General features: G+C 26.0%; 13 protein-coding genes and 1 other RNA gene. All 14 read right to left on the reverse strand.

From position 1 onward, the window contains the following. Complete coding sequence (gene murB / locus ACTT9U_RS01065; RefSeq protein ID WP_440931344.1) at nt 1–909, reverse strand: UDP-N-acetylmuramate dehydrogenase; 909 nt, start codon at nt 907–909, stop codon at nt 1–3. Beyond that, nucleotides 909–2303, reverse strand: coding sequence for a UDP-N-acetylmuramate--L-alanine ligase (murC, locus tag ACTT9U_RS01070; protein WP_440931345.1), 1395 nt, complete (start codon nt 2301–2303; stop codon nt 909–911). Before murC ends, murB begins: the two co-directional genes overlap by 1 nt. Beyond that, nucleotides 2300–3358, reverse strand: a complete 1059-nt coding sequence (locus ACTT9U_RS01075; protein WP_440931346.1) for a UDP-N-acetylglucosamine--N-acetylmuramyl-(pentapeptide) pyrophosphoryl-undecaprenol N-acetylglucosamine transferase — start codon at nt 3356–3358, stop codon at nt 2300–2302. The genes murC and ACTT9U_RS01075 overlap by 4 nt, the downstream gene beginning before the upstream one ends. Further along, a complete protein-coding gene (locus tag ACTT9U_RS01080; RefSeq protein WP_440931347.1) occupies nt 3358–4482 on the reverse strand; it encodes an FtsW/RodA/SpoVE family cell cycle protein in 1125 nt (374 codons plus the stop codon). The genes ACTT9U_RS01075 and ACTT9U_RS01080 overlap by 1 nt, the downstream gene beginning before the upstream one ends. Beyond that, complete coding sequence (gene murD / locus ACTT9U_RS01085) at nt 4460–5776, reverse strand: UDP-N-acetylmuramoyl-L-alanine--D-glutamate ligase (RefSeq protein ID WP_440931348.1); 1317 nt, start codon at nt 5774–5776, stop codon at nt 4460–4462. The genes ACTT9U_RS01080 and murD overlap by 23 nt, the downstream gene beginning before the upstream one ends. Then, a complete protein-coding gene (gene mraY, locus ACTT9U_RS01090; protein WP_440931349.1) occupies nt 5773–6858 on the reverse strand; it encodes a phospho-N-acetylmuramoyl-pentapeptide-transferase in 1086 nt (361 codons plus the stop codon). The genes murD and mraY overlap by 4 nt, the downstream gene beginning before the upstream one ends. Further along, on the reverse strand, nt 6848–9709 hold the full coding sequence (locus ACTT9U_RS01095; protein ID WP_440931350.1) for a UDP-N-acetylmuramoyl-L-alanyl-D-glutamate--2,6-diaminopimelate ligase: 2862 nt from the start codon (nt 9707–9709) through the stop codon (nt 6848–6850). Before ACTT9U_RS01095 ends, mraY begins: the two co-directional genes overlap by 11 nt. A gap of 2 nt (nt 9710–9711) precedes the next feature. Further along, entirely contained in the window at nt 9712–11394 is a 1683-nt protein-coding gene (locus tag ACTT9U_RS01100) for a peptidoglycan D,D-transpeptidase FtsI family protein (RefSeq protein WP_440931351.1), read from the reverse strand. Continuing rightward, the gene (locus ACTT9U_RS01105) at nt 11387–11683 is read right to left on the reverse strand and encodes a cell division protein FtsL (protein WP_440931352.1); all 297 of its coding nucleotides are present in this window, start codon (nt 11681–11683) and stop codon (nt 11387–11389) included. Before ACTT9U_RS01105 ends, ACTT9U_RS01100 begins: the two co-directional genes overlap by 8 nt. Further along, complete coding sequence (rsmH, locus tag ACTT9U_RS01110) at nt 11680–12690, reverse strand: 16S rRNA (cytosine(1402)-N(4))-methyltransferase RsmH (RefSeq protein ID WP_440931353.1); 1011 nt, start codon at nt 12688–12690, stop codon at nt 11680–11682. Before rsmH ends, ACTT9U_RS01105 begins: the two co-directional genes overlap by 4 nt. An 18-nt stretch (nt 12691–12708) precedes the next feature. After that, nucleotides 12709–14175, reverse strand: a complete 1467-nt coding sequence (ftsZ, locus tag ACTT9U_RS01115) for a cell division protein FtsZ (protein ID WP_440931354.1) — start codon at nt 14173–14175, stop codon at nt 12709–12711. Nucleotides 14176–14190: 15 nt separating this feature from the next. Next, entirely contained in the window at nt 14191–14646 is a 456-nt protein-coding gene (gene mraZ / locus ACTT9U_RS01120) for a division/cell wall cluster transcriptional repressor MraZ (RefSeq protein WP_440931355.1), read from the reverse strand. Nucleotides 14647–14802: 156 nt separating this feature from the next. Further along, nucleotides 14803–15159: RNase P RNA component class A (gene rnpB, locus ACTT9U_RS01125), an RNA gene on the reverse strand. A gap of 45 nt (nt 15160–15204) precedes the next feature. Continuing rightward, complete coding sequence (locus tag ACTT9U_RS01130) at nt 15205–15936, reverse strand: N-acetylmuramoyl-L-alanine amidase (protein WP_440931356.1); 732 nt, start codon at nt 15934–15936, stop codon at nt 15205–15207. Nucleotides 15937–15976: the final 40 nt, after the last annotated feature.

A 15976-nucleotide genomic window follows, 5' to 3' on the forward strand; every position in this document is an offset into this window, starting at 1 on the left:
TTATTTCAATATTTTTATTTCTTTTTCAATCTTGATACCTGTTTTATCAAAAACTTTTTCAGACACATAATTTATTAAATTATTCATATCATTAAAAGATGCATTACCTTTATTTAAAAAAAAATTACAATGTTTCTCTGAAATACAAGCATCTCCAAAACATTTTTTTAAATCAACGGACTCTTTTATCAATTGCCAAACTTTTTTATTTGTTTTTGCTATTGGGTTTTTAAAAGTACTGCCACTTGTTTTTATTTTAGATGGCTGGGCTTCTTCTTTTTTTATCTTCATTTCTTCCATTTTTTTTTTAATTAAATCTGGATCATTTTTTATTCCTTTAAAAGTTGCACTTAAAAAGATCAAATCTTCAGATAAATCATTATTTCTATATTCGAAATTTATTTTATTTGATGGTATCGTTAATACTTCTCCATTTTTAGTAATCGCTTGAATTGATAAAAGAACATCCTTAATTTCTCTCCCAAAACATCCTGCATTCATTTTAATTCCACCACCAACGCTCCCAGGTATACAATATAAAAATTCTAATCCACCAATCGAATTTTCCATTGCAAATTCAGATAAAGATTTATCTGATACTGCAGCACCTGCTATGATAGTTTCGTCTGAATGTAGAGAGATATTGTTGAACGTTTTTCCTAACTTGATAACCACACCATCATAAATATTATCTGAGACAAGAGTGTTTGATCCAGATCCTAACACAAAAATTTTTTCATTTTCATTTATAACTTTTAAAAAATCTATCAATTCTTTAAGATTTTCAGCTTTATAAAAAATTTTTGTTTTTCCACCAATATTGAACCAGGTTCTTTTTTTTAAATCATAATTAAATTTAATATTTGCACGAAATTTATCTAATTGATTTTTGTAATTTTCTAAATTCATTAAATCAGTCTTGGTAATTCTCTCATCCAACTTGAAATAGAACCAGCGCCCATACCTATAACAATTTTTTTACCATAAAATGTTTGCTTGATAAATTTTGCAATTTGAAATTGATTTTCAGCCATAAATACTTTTACATTTGAATTTTTAATTATCTCTTTTGCAAAATTTTGATAATTGAAACTCAATTTGATTTTTTCTCCTGCTGCATAAATTGGACAGAGTATTACTTCATCAGCGTTTTTAAATGCAAAAGAAAACTCTTTTCTCAAATCAGACAATCGGGAAATCCTGTGAGGTTGAAAAATACATACTTTTTTGAATTCTTTATAAACCTCCTTCACTCCACTCAAAACTTCCTTTATTTCAGTTGGATGATGAGCATAATCATCATAAAAATCTATTCCCTTATAAGTAAATATTTTATTAAATCTTCTCTGAACACCTTTGAAACTTTTAAGTCCAAGTTTAATTTTTGTAACAGGTATCCCCACTGTCATCGCCACCGCTAATGCTGCTACTGAATTTAAAATATTGTGATTTCCTAATAATGGTATTTTGATATTTTTAATTGATACCTTTTTTTTATTTGGCAAATTAATACTTAAATCATAATTGGTAAAATCTATGCTTCTTTTTACATTTAATATTTGAAAATTTGAATTTCTATTAAAACCATATGTATAGAAATTTTTATTTTTTAACTTTTTGATTATTTCTTTATTTATTTTATCATCTAAACAAATAAAAGATTTTCCAATTGAGGGAACTTTATTAATAAAATTAATAAAGTAATTTTTTAAATCATTCATTGATTTGTAAAAATCCATGTGTTCTCTATCAATATTGGTAATTATTGAATAGGTTGGAGAAATACTCACAAAACTTCCATCAGACTCATCTGCTTCTAAAATAGACCAATCACTTTTTCCAAGTTTTGCAGAATTTTTAATTGAGTTAATTACACCACCATTGATGATAGTTGGATCAATTTGAGATTTTTGAAAAATAGAAGTAACTAAAGAAGTTGTAGTTGTTTTCCCATGAGAGCCTACTACCACAATATTTTTATTTAAAGAAACTATATGAGCCAACATCTCACCTCTTTTATAAATTGGTAAATTTTTCTTTTTAGCCTCTATGAATTCCGGATTATTATTCTTAATAGCGGATGAAATAACTATTATTGTTGAATTTTTAATATTCTGCTTTTTTTGTCCAATATGAACATTTATTTTATTTTGTTTTAATCTTTCAATATTTTTATTAGTAGAAATATCACTTCCTTGGACATTAAAACCTTTTCTTTTCATTATTAAAGCAAGGCCACTCATGCCAATTCCACCAATGCCAACGAAATGAATTTTTTCTGTTTTAGCAAGTTCTATTTTCATGCAAATATATTAATTAGTTTATTATTTAATTCTTTCCAAGAATTATTCTCATTAAATTTTTTTAAGTTATTTTTCTTTTTATTGTAATCATCTTCATTTTCGATGATTTTAAAAAGTAAATCATCAATTTCTATTTGATTCATCTCATTCTGATTGAGTATCCAACAACAACCAATTTTTTCATAGTATTTTGCGTTTTCCATTTGATGATCGTCTACTGAATTTTTTAGAGGTATTGCTAAAAAAGGAATACCTAAAGTTGCTATCTCTGCTAAAGAAGATGCTCCTGCTCTTGTTATACATAAATCAGAATTCTTTATTAGATTAGAGAAATTATTTTCATAATTAAATACATAAGAATTCAAGTCATTAGCTGAATAATAATTCTTTAGATGCTCAATATTTTTTAAACTTGTCTGATGATTTACTTTAACTTTAATCTTTTTATTTATCTTAATTAAAGTTTCCTTGATAAAATTATCAAAGATAATTGCGCCTTGACTTCCACCAAATATAGTAATTTCAAAAGCATTGTCTTTTCTTGAATTTTTTTTGATACTATAAAATTCTTTTCTTATTAGTGGCTTAGTAATAATTCTTTTATCTGCAAAATTTTCTGGAAAATTTTTTAAATCTTTTTGGTACAAGAATATTTTTTTTGCAAAGTTTAAATAAAATCTATTAGCTCGACCTAATACTAGATTAGGTTCAAATAAATAAATATCTTTATTTAATATCTTGGCAGCTAAGCAAACTGGTAGAGACATGTATCCACCTATAGAAATTACAATTTCTATATTTTTTCTTTTAATAACATATATTGATTTAATTATTAAAAAAAAAACTAATAAAAAATTAAATGGTATTAATAATAAATTCTTTAGTCTTGGGGTATTAATTAATATGAATTTTTGATCATTTGGGAAATATTTTACTCCTCTTTTATCTGTAACTATTTCTACATTAAAATTTTCTTTTAAATGTTCAAGAATACTTAACGCAGGCAAAACATGACCTCCGGTACCTCCAGTTGATAACAAAATATTTTTTCTCACTAACTAATCCTTCTTTTAGTAAGATTTAATATAATCCCAGATAAAAGAGAAACACTTATAATTGAAGAACCACCATAACTTAAATACGGTAATGTCATTCCTGTTGTAGGAAATAATCTTATATTTACACCAATGTGAATTAATGCTTGAAACAATATAAGACTTATACAACCAGTCAAAATTAATTTTATTTTTACATCTTCTTCAAATCGAATTTTTTTGAATACAAAATAAATAAAAACTATAAATATAAATAATATAAAAATAATTGATAACACTCCAAATTCTTCGGAGATTACTGAAACAATATAATCAGTGTGTGCTTCAGGTACTCTATTTTTTAATATCCCTTCTCCAAGACCTTTGCCAAAGAAACCTCCACTACTAATAGACTCTATAGCTTTATCAGATTGAAAATTATGAGTCCCTGTTTCCGAATTAAAAAAAGATATAATTCTCATTTTGATATAAGTAAATTTAGGAACAAAAACTACTAGATATAAAAATGATAATACAGATAACAAAGCAAAGATTAAAAAAAAATAAATATTAATACCAGAAACAAAAACTAAAATTGCCCAGCAAGAAGATATTAATAGTGTTTGACCAATATCTGGTTGTATAACAAGCAACAAAGAAACACTTAATGCTACTAACAAAGATATTAAATATTTAATACTTAAATTAAGTTGGTATTTACTGCACAATATTAAGGATACAATAACTACAAAAAATGGTTTTAATAATTCAACAGGTTGAAATCTTGGCAACAAAATAAAATCGAGCCATCTTTTTGACCCTTTCACCTCAACACCAATAACTGGCACTAATATTAATAATACTATTGAAATACAAAACATGAATATTGAGAATTGATATAATTTATTTTTATCAATTGAGGATAAAAATAAAATTATTGATAAACCTAGAATAATAAATACAGAGTGTTTAAAAAAGAAAGCAAAGTCGTTCGTATTGAGTTTATTTGAGGCAACAAGAGAGGTTGAGACTAAAGAAAAAAATAAACCAGTTACAAACAATATTATAATTATTGAAAAAATAGGTTTATCTAAATTTTTCCACCAGATGTAATAATGTTTTTTAATTGAACTTAAACTTACCATTAAATTTTATTTTTATTAATTTGTTAAAATATTCACCTCTTTTTTCAAAATTTTGAAACTGGTCAAATGATGCTGCGGCGGGACTGAAGAAAATAACCTTTTTTTTATTTAAATCCTTTTTAAGATCAAAAACTAAAATATCTAATAATTTTTTCAAATCAGGTGAAGATTTTATCTTAAATTTATTATTAAACTTATTTTTAAAAATTTTTACATTGTTCCCAAAAACATAAGTTTTAAAATTTTTATAATACTTTTTTTTCAATAAAAATTGATCATTTTTTTTTGGAATTCCACCTACAATCCAATAAATATTTTCTAAATTTTTTAAAACTGATTCAGAGGAAGCAAAACTTGTTGATTTAGAATCATTAATTATCTTAACTTTATTGTCATCATAAATAATTTGTTGTCTGTATTTTAAACCTTTAAATTTATTTAAAGTTTTAAAAAAATTAATCTTTTTAAGTTTTAATTTTTTAATTATTTCAAAAACTATAAGTAGATTTTCAAGATTGCCATCAGACTTAAAATAATCATTCTTCAAGTTATCCAATAAAGATAAATCTTTTAAACTTTTTGTTTGAATTTTAACAATTTGAGATTTTAATTTGATAGACTTAATTTTTTTTTTAATGTTTTTGTCATCATAGTTCAAAAAAGAGTAAGTGCCGTAATTTTGATTTTTGATAAGTTTAAATTTTGTATCTATATATTTGCTTAAAGTACCATGTCTGTCTAAATGATCGGGTGTTATATTTAAAATAACACCATGTGTAGTTTTAAAATACTTGCTATATTCAATTTGATAAGATGAGGCTTCAATTACAAATAAAGTATTCTTTTTTATATTTTTCTCCAAAAGAATTGGATTGCCAATATTACCAGTTAAACGTACGTCTTTATTTTGATCTTTAAGAGCTTGATAAAGAATTTTTGCAGTCGTAGATTTACCATTAGTTCCAGTAATTGTAATTGATTTATTTTTATTAAAAAAATAAAAAATATCTAAATCAGTAATTATTCTTTTTTGATTAACTTTAAGAAATTGTTTTAATTTGCATTTTTTTATATCAATCCCAGGGCTAATTATAATAAGATCAAATTTACTTTTTAATATTTCATTAAATTTGAGAGATTTTTTTTTAAAATATTTTTTTAAAGTTAAGTTATCATCAAAGATATAAATTGAATTCTTTTTATTTTTTAAGAAATTTAGAGCCGCTCTTCCACTTTTGCCAAGCCCATAAATCAAAATTTTTTTATCAAAAAAAAAATTCTTATTAACGATCATCTTAATTTAAGCGTAGCTAATCCAATCATAGCTAGTATTATGGAAATTATCCAAAATCTGATCACAACAGTAGATTCAGGCCAACCTTTTTTTTCAAAGTGATGGTGTATTGGAGCCATTCTAAAAACTCTTTTACCAGTTAGTTTAAATGAAATTACCTGTACCATAACGGATACTGCTTCGAGAACAAATAACCCTCCAGTAATTGCTAAAACAATTTCGTGCTTAGTTATAATTCCTACTGCACCTAACGAGCCACCTAAAGATAACGATCCTGTATCACCCATAAATATTTTTGCAGGTGGAGCATTGAACCATAAAAAACCTAAACAAGATCCAATTATAGCCCCACAAAAAATTGAAATTTCACCAGTGCCCTCAATATAAGTTAGTTGCAAATACTCGGAAAACACAATGTTTCCAGTTATGTAACTTATAAATGCAAAACAAGCTGCAACAAGAATAACTGGAACAGTTGCCAAACCATCTAATCCATCAGTCAAATTAACTGCATTGGATGATCCAACTATAACAAAAACAGCAAATGGTATGAAGAACCAACTCAAGTTAATTACTAAGTTTTTAAAAAATGGAAAATATAAATCAGACAAATTGTTATTGTTTGAGTATTTTATTAAAAACATTATTCCAATAATAGCCAATACAATTTGAATAGTTATTTTTGTTTTTGAAGAAATGCCAGAGGAGTTTTTTTGTCTAATTTTTTGATAATCGTCATATGCACCAAGTGCCCCAAATGAAATTACTATGTATAAAGAAAATAAAACATAAATATTTGTCAAATCAGACCACATTAAAACTGAAAGTATTAAGCCAATTAAAATTATTAATCCTCCCATAGTTGGTGTTCCTATTTTTTTAACTATATGTTCTTCTGGTCCATCTTCTCTGATGGGATTAGTAATTTTTCTGCTAGAAAAAAGTTTTATGAAAGGATTACCTATAAACAATACAATTATTAATGAAGTAAAGACAGATAGACCAGTTCTAAAAGTTAAATACTTAAATACATTTAAAAATGTAAATGTATCTACAAAATTTAAAATAAAACTATAAAGCATGATTGTTTTTCTTTTTTAGTTTACTTAAATAATTAAATAAACCCGTAGAATTAGATCCTTTTACCATCAAAAAATCATTATTTTTAAAATCAAAAAACATAAGTTTAGTTAACTCCGAATCATTTTTAATAATCTTGCCTCTTTTACTCTCTGGTAATCTTTTATAAGTTTCCAAAATATGTTTTCCCATTACATGTAATTTGTTAAATGAAATTTTATCAATAACTTTTGACATATCTTTATGAAGTCTTTTTGAATGTTTTCCTAATTCAAGCATATCACCTAAAATAATATTCTTTTTACTTGGATTAACCTTAATACTATTAAAATTCATTAATGAAGATTTAAGAGAAAGTGGATTTGAATTATAACTTTCATCAATCAAGTTTATTTTCTTGTTATTTAATTTAATTTTTGTCACATCTCCTCTACCCTCAGTATTTTTTATATTAAGAAAAATATTTTGATTTAATTTTGTAACATCAATATGAATATTCATTATTGTAAGTGCATTGAGAATATTACTTATTAGATTTGTAAAATTATTTTTTACAAAGAAAGTTTTTTCTTGATTATTAATGTCAATAAGAAGTTTATATCTATTATTTGATTTTAATATTCTTTTTAGAAAAACATTAGCTTTTTTATTTTTAAGGGAAAATGAGTAAATATTTAGTTTTCTTTTTTTTGCTAATTTTTCATGAAAATTAAAAAATTTATCATCTCTGTTTAAAACTATATATCCATTTTTTTTAATATTATTAATGATCTCTCCTTTAGCGCTGGCAATTCCATTAATATTTTTGAAATTTTTTATATGCGCATAACTAATATTTGTTATTACTCCAACATCTGGTTGAATTATTTTAGTTAAGAAATCAATTTCTCCTTTTTTATCCATACCTGCTTCAAGTACTCCAAATTTATCACCTTGATTAATATTGATTAAACTTAAAGGTACTCCAAATTTGTTGTTAAATGATTTTTTAGAAAAACTAGTTTTATAAAATTTTTTTAAAGTAGAGCCTAACAAATCTTTTAAAGAAGTTTTTCCGCTACTTCCTGTTATTGTAATCAACTTTGTTTTTAGATTTTTTCTATATTCTTGAGATATATCTGTGAGAAAATTTAAAGTATCTTTAACCTTAATTTGTCTTGATGATTTAATATTTCCTTGTGTTTTATTAACTACAACTAGCGAAGCTTTTTTATTTAAAGCATCAGCTAAAAATTTATGACCATCATTTATTTTGCCTTTGATTGCAAAGAAAATATCATTTTTCTTTACCTCTTTAGAGTTAATTGTAATTTTATTTAATTTTATTTTTTTATCTAAAATTTTTGTTTTTGATTTTTCTTGAATGATATTTAACTTTAAATCATTCGATAAAAGTCTATTTTTTTGTTTTATAGATTTTAAAATTTCTTTTTTATCTGAGAAAAAATTGATTTTATTCTTGTAAGTTTGAGTTTCTTCATGTCCTTTGCCCGCAACTAAAAGAATTTCGCCACTTTGTAAATTTTTAATTGCTTTATCAATTGCCTTTCTTCTATCACTTAGCTCAAAGACACTTTTACTTTTAATTCCTTTTTTAATTTGGCTTCTGATTAAATTAGGATTTTCGTTTCTAGGATTATCGTCAGTTAAAAAAATTTTATCAGCAAATTGAGATGCAATCTTGCCCATCAATGGTCTCTTGAGCTTATCTCTATCTCCACCACAACCAAATAGTAGCGCAATATTTCTGTGTGGAAATTGATCTTTTATATTAGTTAAAACAGTTCTTAAGGCATCTGGTGTGTGAGCATAATCTAGAATTACTTTTGAGTTATTCTTCGTAACGCCAATTGTTTCTAATCTTCCACTTATTGATTTTATTTTAGGCAAAATCTTAAATATTTTGTCATAAGATAACCCACTTTGAGATGCAGCAATAATTGCTAGAATTAAATTCTTAATTTGTACTTTTCCAATTAAATTTATTTCTACTACGTAGATTTTGTTCTCAATTTTAAACTGAAGAATTTGCTTATCTCCATCATAATTAATATTTTTTAAAAATATTTTTGATTTTTTATTTTTTTCAGAAAAATCAATTAAACTTAGTTTCTTTTGTTTAGAAACTTTCTTTATTAATTTGTATTGAGGAATTGATTTATCAGTTATTACAAATTTTTTTTTATTTATTAAATTCTTAAATAAATACAATTTAGCATTTAAGTAATCTTTCATGGTTTTGTGATAATCTAAATGATCGTGTGATAAGTTGGTAAAAATTCCAATATTAAATTTTAATCCATTTAAACGATTTTGATCAAGACCATGGGATGATGCTTCCATTATAACATTATTAATTTTTTGTTTCTTAAGATTAGATAATTTTTTACTTAAATCTAATGCATCGATTGTTGTATTTGGCAACTTATGAAAAGAATTATTTGTTTTAATACCTAATGTCCCAATTGAGGCAACTTTTTTATTATTTAATTTAAGTATTTGAAAATAAAAATCTGCAACTGAAGACTTCCCATTAGTACCTGTAACTGCAATTAAATTTTTAGGTATATTATTATTTAACTTAAATGAAAATTCAGCTAATAGTTTTCTTACATTGTTAGAGGAGATAAACAAAACACCATTTTTTAAACCAGTGAATTTTTTCTCATAAATAATAATTTTTGATCCTCTTTTGATTGCATCCTCTATAAAATTATGACCATCAAATTCATTTCCTTTAATTGCAAAAAAAACATAATTTTTTTTTATTTGCGAACTATTGAACGCAATATTTGCAAAAGAATAATTTAGATATTCTTTTCTCAAGTTAGGGATGAAATCCTTAAGATACATTGTTAATTAACTTCTAAGTACTTTGTGGCTAAAATAGGCCCAATCTTATCCATAATTTGACCAGTAGCTTCAACTGTTGTCCAACCAGCAGTATTTCTAGGTGTGCCTTTAAGTTTAAATCCTGATCCATCTCTATAATGATATATATAATCTTTGTTAATAGCAGTTTCATCAAACATAACTGCCATTACAAATTGTGGTTTAGATGTTGGAAAAACAGAAACAAAAGTATTCACTTTTTTGTTAACATATTTTCCATTTAAAATTTTATTTGCAGTTCCTGTTTTGCCACCTATTTCGTAACCACTAACGTTAGCTTGTTTTGCAGTACCTTCTTCGGTAATTTTTCTTAATATTTTTAGAACTTTTTTTGAAGTTTCATCGTTTAAGATTCTTTTTCTTTTGTTCTTATAATTATTATGAATTAAAGTTGGTTCAATATAATATCCTCCATTTGCAATTATTGAATAAGCTTTGGCCAATTGAATTAATGTAGTGGTAATACCATGTCCAAATGAAGCTGTTGCTAAAGGACACTTTCCCCAATTAAATTCTAAAGGTTCCCCAACTTCATCAATGTCAAAATCAATTTTTTCTGAAATGCCAATTTTACTTAAAAAAGATTTGAAATTATCTACTCCAATTTTTTGTCCTATTTTTACAGATCCAATGTTTCCAGATTTTATTAAAATCTGTTCAGCAGTTAAATTTGGTGAAATTTTTTGATCATATTCTCTTATTGGAAAACCAGCACACATAAGTGTTTTGGGTAATTCTTTGAATTCAGTTTCAGGTTCAATTAAATTTTCATCGATTGCCGCTGCTATAGTAAATGTTTTGAAAACAGAACCAAATTCATAAACTCCTTTACTAACTCGATTGATATAATTTTTATCTGTAATTTGTTTTCGTTTATTCAAATCAAAGTCAGGCAATGAAGTGAAAGCTAATATATCACCAGAATTAATATTCATTAATATTGCAGCACTGCCTTTAGCTTTAAATATTTCATTATATTTTATTAATTCTTTTCTAATTAAAAATTGAATATCCGTGTCGACAGTTAATTTGAGAGGTTCAAGTCTATTTTTAAGATTCTCATCAAAAGATTTCTCTAAACCAGAAATGCCGATATTATCATCATCTATTTGACCCAAAATATGACTAAATAAATTTTTTTGTGGATAAAGTCTGGTTATACTTTCTCTAGGTTTGATTGATTTATCTCCTAATTTCATCAATTGTTCATAATTTTCTTCAGAAATTTTTTTTTCAAAATTGAAAAATCTGTCTTTATCTATTCTTTTTTTAACCTCATCAAAATTTTTTTCGGGAAAAATATATCTTAAATTTAGTAACAATTTTTTCTCATCTATTATCTCACGAGGATTGATGCCAATATCTATTGATCTTACTGTTTTAACTAAAAAGTTATTATTTCGATCCACAATATCTGCACGATATAATTCACTTAAAAGTAAATCATTTTTATATTTTTCTATTTCTTTTGATTGTCTTGAGCCAAGGTGAAGTAAGTGAATAGAAAATATAATTGAAATTAAAATTAGAATAAAAAAAATAAATGCAACTCTATTAAAATCAATTTTTATCTCCTTTTTTTTAATATTGTAGGAAAAATTGTACTGGATGTCTTCTATCTCAAATCTATTATTTTTATTACTCATCTATCTTTGTAATTTTTTTAATTTCAATATTGTTTTCAATTACTTGAAAATCCTCTAATTTTTTTTGAATTAATTCTTCTTCAAAAAATTTTGTTTGATATTGCATTAATTTTTCAGCTGAACTTAAATAGTTATATTCTAACAACAAATCACTTAGCTCTTTTTTTAAAATTCTAATATTTTCTCTTTTTGTAAAAATTTGATCTTCTAAATTCTTAGTAGTATTTTTTATCAAAGTTGTTGTTACAATTAGAAATAAAATTAAAGAGATTGCCCAAAATTTTTTCACAAATTATCTCCTAATTTTTCAATTTCTAGAAGATTACTAAATTCATTAACAATATTTGTTTCAAAATCATAAATATCTACAATTTTTTTTGCATATCTTAACTTTGCAGATCTTGATGGTGGATTTTCTTCAACTTCTTGTTCTGAAGGTATAATTGGTTTCTTTTGATTTAAATTGAATATTAAATTTTGATCATCGTTTTCTGGTAAATATCTTGAAATACTTTTTTTCTCTGAAAGATTTTTAAAAAAAAATTTTACTATTTTATCTTCTAATGAATGAAAAGTTACTACAGCTAAAACTCCATCTTTTTTTAAAACTTTCGTTGCATTTATTAATCCAAAAATTAATTCACTAATTTCTTTATTTACAAAAATTCTTAAAGCTTGAAAAACTTTTGTTGAATTATTTATCTTAAAATTTTTTTTTCTTTTTGTAGTTTCAATAATTTTAACAAGTTTAGGTGTATCAATTATTGCATTTTTTCTTTCTTTCACAATATTTCTTGAAATAAATTTTGCTTCAATTTCATCACCAAAAAATTTAAATATTTTTGTTAAACTATCTTCGTCTAATTTATTAATTGCATCTTTTGCTGAAAAAGAGTTTAGACCCATTTTCATATTTAATTCACCTTTAGATGAAAATGATAGACCTTTTTCTGTATCTTTAATTTGTAAAAATGAATAACCGAGATCAAAAATAATACCTTTTATATTTTCATTTTTTAATTTTAAGTTTGAAATTTGACTGAATTTTAAATTTTTATATAAAAATCTATCTTCAAATTTTAATTTAATTTTTTCAGCTATTTTTTGTGTTGTTATATCTCTGTCTAAAGAAATGACTTTTGTTTCAGGATAACTTAATATTTTTTTTGTATAGCCACCTTGACCAAACGTACAGTCAATAAATGTGCCACCATGTTGAGGGGTAATAACGCTAATTATTTCATTGAGCAGTACAGGATAATGTTTAATTTTATCCTTTACTATGGTGGCTTCCATTTATTTTTTTGAAGACCATTAATTTTTTTGTCTTCTTAAAAATGCAGGTATTTCTAAATCATCTTCCTCTTGTTCATCTTCTAACAACAAAGGTTCTGAATTTTCATTTTCACTTGATGTATTAAATAAATCTGGTTCATCCATATTTACGCCAAATTCTTCTAATCCACTAGAGGACACCTCAGTTTGAGCTTCTTCTAATTGTTGATCGTTGTTTAAAGCCTCTTGAGTAAATGAAGTTTCTTGTGCATTTAATGAGGAACTTTCTTCTATAATTTGCTCTACTTCAGTATTAGATGAAATATTCATCTCTTGGTTTGTTGCACCTTCCATCATGCTTTTTTGTTCTTCTATAACTTCATTATCAATCTTAAGTGCGTTCGCACCATGAGTAGCGGGATTTGAGGATTGATTAGAGAAAGTAAATGACGCTGTTCCCATGTTTGAAAAATCAGAATAGCCAGGATTTCTATTTTGAATTCTGTGCACCATATTGATTACTGATTTTGCTTCTGGTTGTTGTCCATCTAATGAAGTAGCAACAATTGATACTCTCATTTTTCCATCTAAATCAGAGTCTGTAATTGCTCCAATAATTAATTCTGCTTCTGGATCGACTTCAGCTCTAACTTTGTTAACTGCTTCATCTACTTCAAAAAGTTTTAAATCTTTTCCACCAGTTATATTAACTAACAAACCTTTTGCACCTTTTAAAGTGTAGTCATCTATCAATGGATTGCTTATAGCCATCTCTGCAGCCTTCAGAGCTCTACCTTCTCCTTCAGCTTCTCCAGTACCCATCATGGCTTTACCCATTGATGCCATCACTGTCTCAACATCAGCAAAGTCTAAATTTATTAGTCCAGGTCTTACCATTAAATCTGTAATACTTTGAACTCCATGCATTAAAACATTATTTGAAAGATTAAAAGATTCTTCAAAAGTAGTTTGTTCGTTAGCAATTTTAAATAAATTTTGATTTGGAATAACTATGATTGTATCAACATGTTTTCTAAGTTCTTCTAAACCTTGTTGAGCTCTTCTCATTCTTGAGGGGCCTTCGTAAAGAAATGGAAGAGTAACTACACCAACAGTTAAAATGTTTAATTCCTTAGCAGCTCTTGCAATAACATGTGCAGCACCGGTACCAGTTCCTCCACCCATGCCTGCAGCTATAAAAACCATATTTGCACCTTGCAAGGTATTTACGATTTCATTTAATGACTCATCAGCAGCAGCTTGACCAATATCTAATTTTGCACCAGCTCCTAAACCTTTTGTAAGATTAAGACCTAATTGTATTTTAGTTTTAGCTTTGCTCATTTTTAAATCTTGAGCATCAGTATTAACGGCAATAAACTCAACTCCTTGAAGATTGTTATCAATCATTTCATTTATTGCATTACCACCTGCACCACCCACTCCTAGAACTAAAAGTCTAGGTTGTAGCTCCTTAATTTCTGGTGTTTTAAAATTTATAGTCATCGTTATTTCCCCCTGTCATTTATTAAATTGCTGCTCCCATTTAAGACTTGCTCGATTTAAATTTGATTTTTTTCTAGCAGTCGCCTTAAATTTTTCAAAAAGTGTTGGTTCCCAAATTTGGAAAGTCTTTCCTTGACCAACGAACATCATGCTTTTTTTAATTTTCGCATGTTTTAATAATTTTTCTGTTAATGAAATTCTTCCTTCACTATCAAACTGTAAGTTAATACTCTCAGATAACACTGAAGTTGCAAAGACATCTCTTTTTTCATCAAATGGATTCAAACTATCTATACTATTAGAAATTTTTTCAATTCTTTCTTGTGGCCAAGCCTCAATAGATTGATTATTAAATGAAGGGAAACAAATAATACCGTTATATCCAAGGTTAGATAAATATGATCTAAAACTTGCAGGCACTGATATCCTTCCTTTTTTGTCTATATTGTTTTCGAAGCTCGATAAAAACATAACTCATAATTCTTATAAATTCCTAAATTTGGGAATTTATGGGATCATATGGGATATATAATATAGAGTCAATAGCCTGTTAATAGGTTTAATAATTGATTCTCAGCCGTTTAAAAAGTGAATCAAAACGTGAACATTTGAAATTGGAGAATTTTTTTTGCCAGATAAACTATAAGCCGGGTTCTGTCGTTTAAATTTACCATTTGTCTAGGCTTAAGATCACTCTAAAGCTCAAGCAACTAACCCTGATGACTAGCTAAGGACAGCTTTTAGTTTTTCAACAATGTCATCTCTACTTAGTCTTGCTCCCAGTGGGGTTTTCCAGCGTTCCTTGTTACCAAGAGAACCGGTGTGCTCTTACCACACCTTTTCACCCTTGCCATGATATGGCGGTATATTTTCTGTGGCACTATCCCTAGGGTTGCCCCCGCCAGGTATTACCTGGCACTGTATCCTTTCGGAGCCCGGACTTTCCTCTTTAACAAAAATTAAAGCGATAAATCATCTATCTGGCAAATCCAAACTAATCTTATTTTCAAATAATTCAATACTTGAATATCAATTATTTAATAATTTTTTTGACAATAAAAAACATTCAAAATCAATATTTCCATCAACAAGTTCATTTCTAAATCTTCTCTGAAATGCTCTGGTTAAATATTTAGTTGAATTTTTTTTACTCATTTTAGTTATTTTACGATAACCAATTTTATAGATATTTTTAAGAAATTTAGCTTTATCTTCTTGATTAATTTTTTGATTTCTAAACTTCTTTAAATTTTTTAATTTTAAATTAGGCCATATGCAAAGCTTAGTTCTGGCTAACAAATACCATGGAAATTTTTCTCCAGGATCTTTTTTTCTATCAGGCGCAATATCTGAATGACCTAAGATATTTTGCTTTTTGATTTTGTATCTTTGTTTAATTTTTTTTAATAGATCAATTAAAGTCCTCATTTGGGCTTTAGAAAATGACCTATAATTATTGTTGTGTCCAGGGTTACTTATTTCAATACCAATTGAATTCTTATTTAAAGATTTAAAATTTTTCCATTTAGAAACACCTGCGTGCCAAGCAATATATTTTTCTGGAACCATAATGATTAAATCTCCATTATTCTTAATAAAATAATGACAACTAACTTTTGAACTTTGACTTGTTAATCTTTTGATTGATGAGAATTCTTTTTTCATCCCCGTATAATGTAAAATTATAAAATCTATGTCTTTTTTTTGTCTTTTTTTCGTGTCAAAGTTAGGAGAGTACAAATTTGTTATTTTATAGGGCATAAATAGTGTTTTTTTTGTTTTTTGATAATTTACATCCTAA

Source organism: Candidatus Pelagibacter sp., from assembly GCF_052049975.1.
GTDB lineage: Bacteria > Pseudomonadota > Alphaproteobacteria > Pelagibacterales > Pelagibacteraceae > Pelagibacter.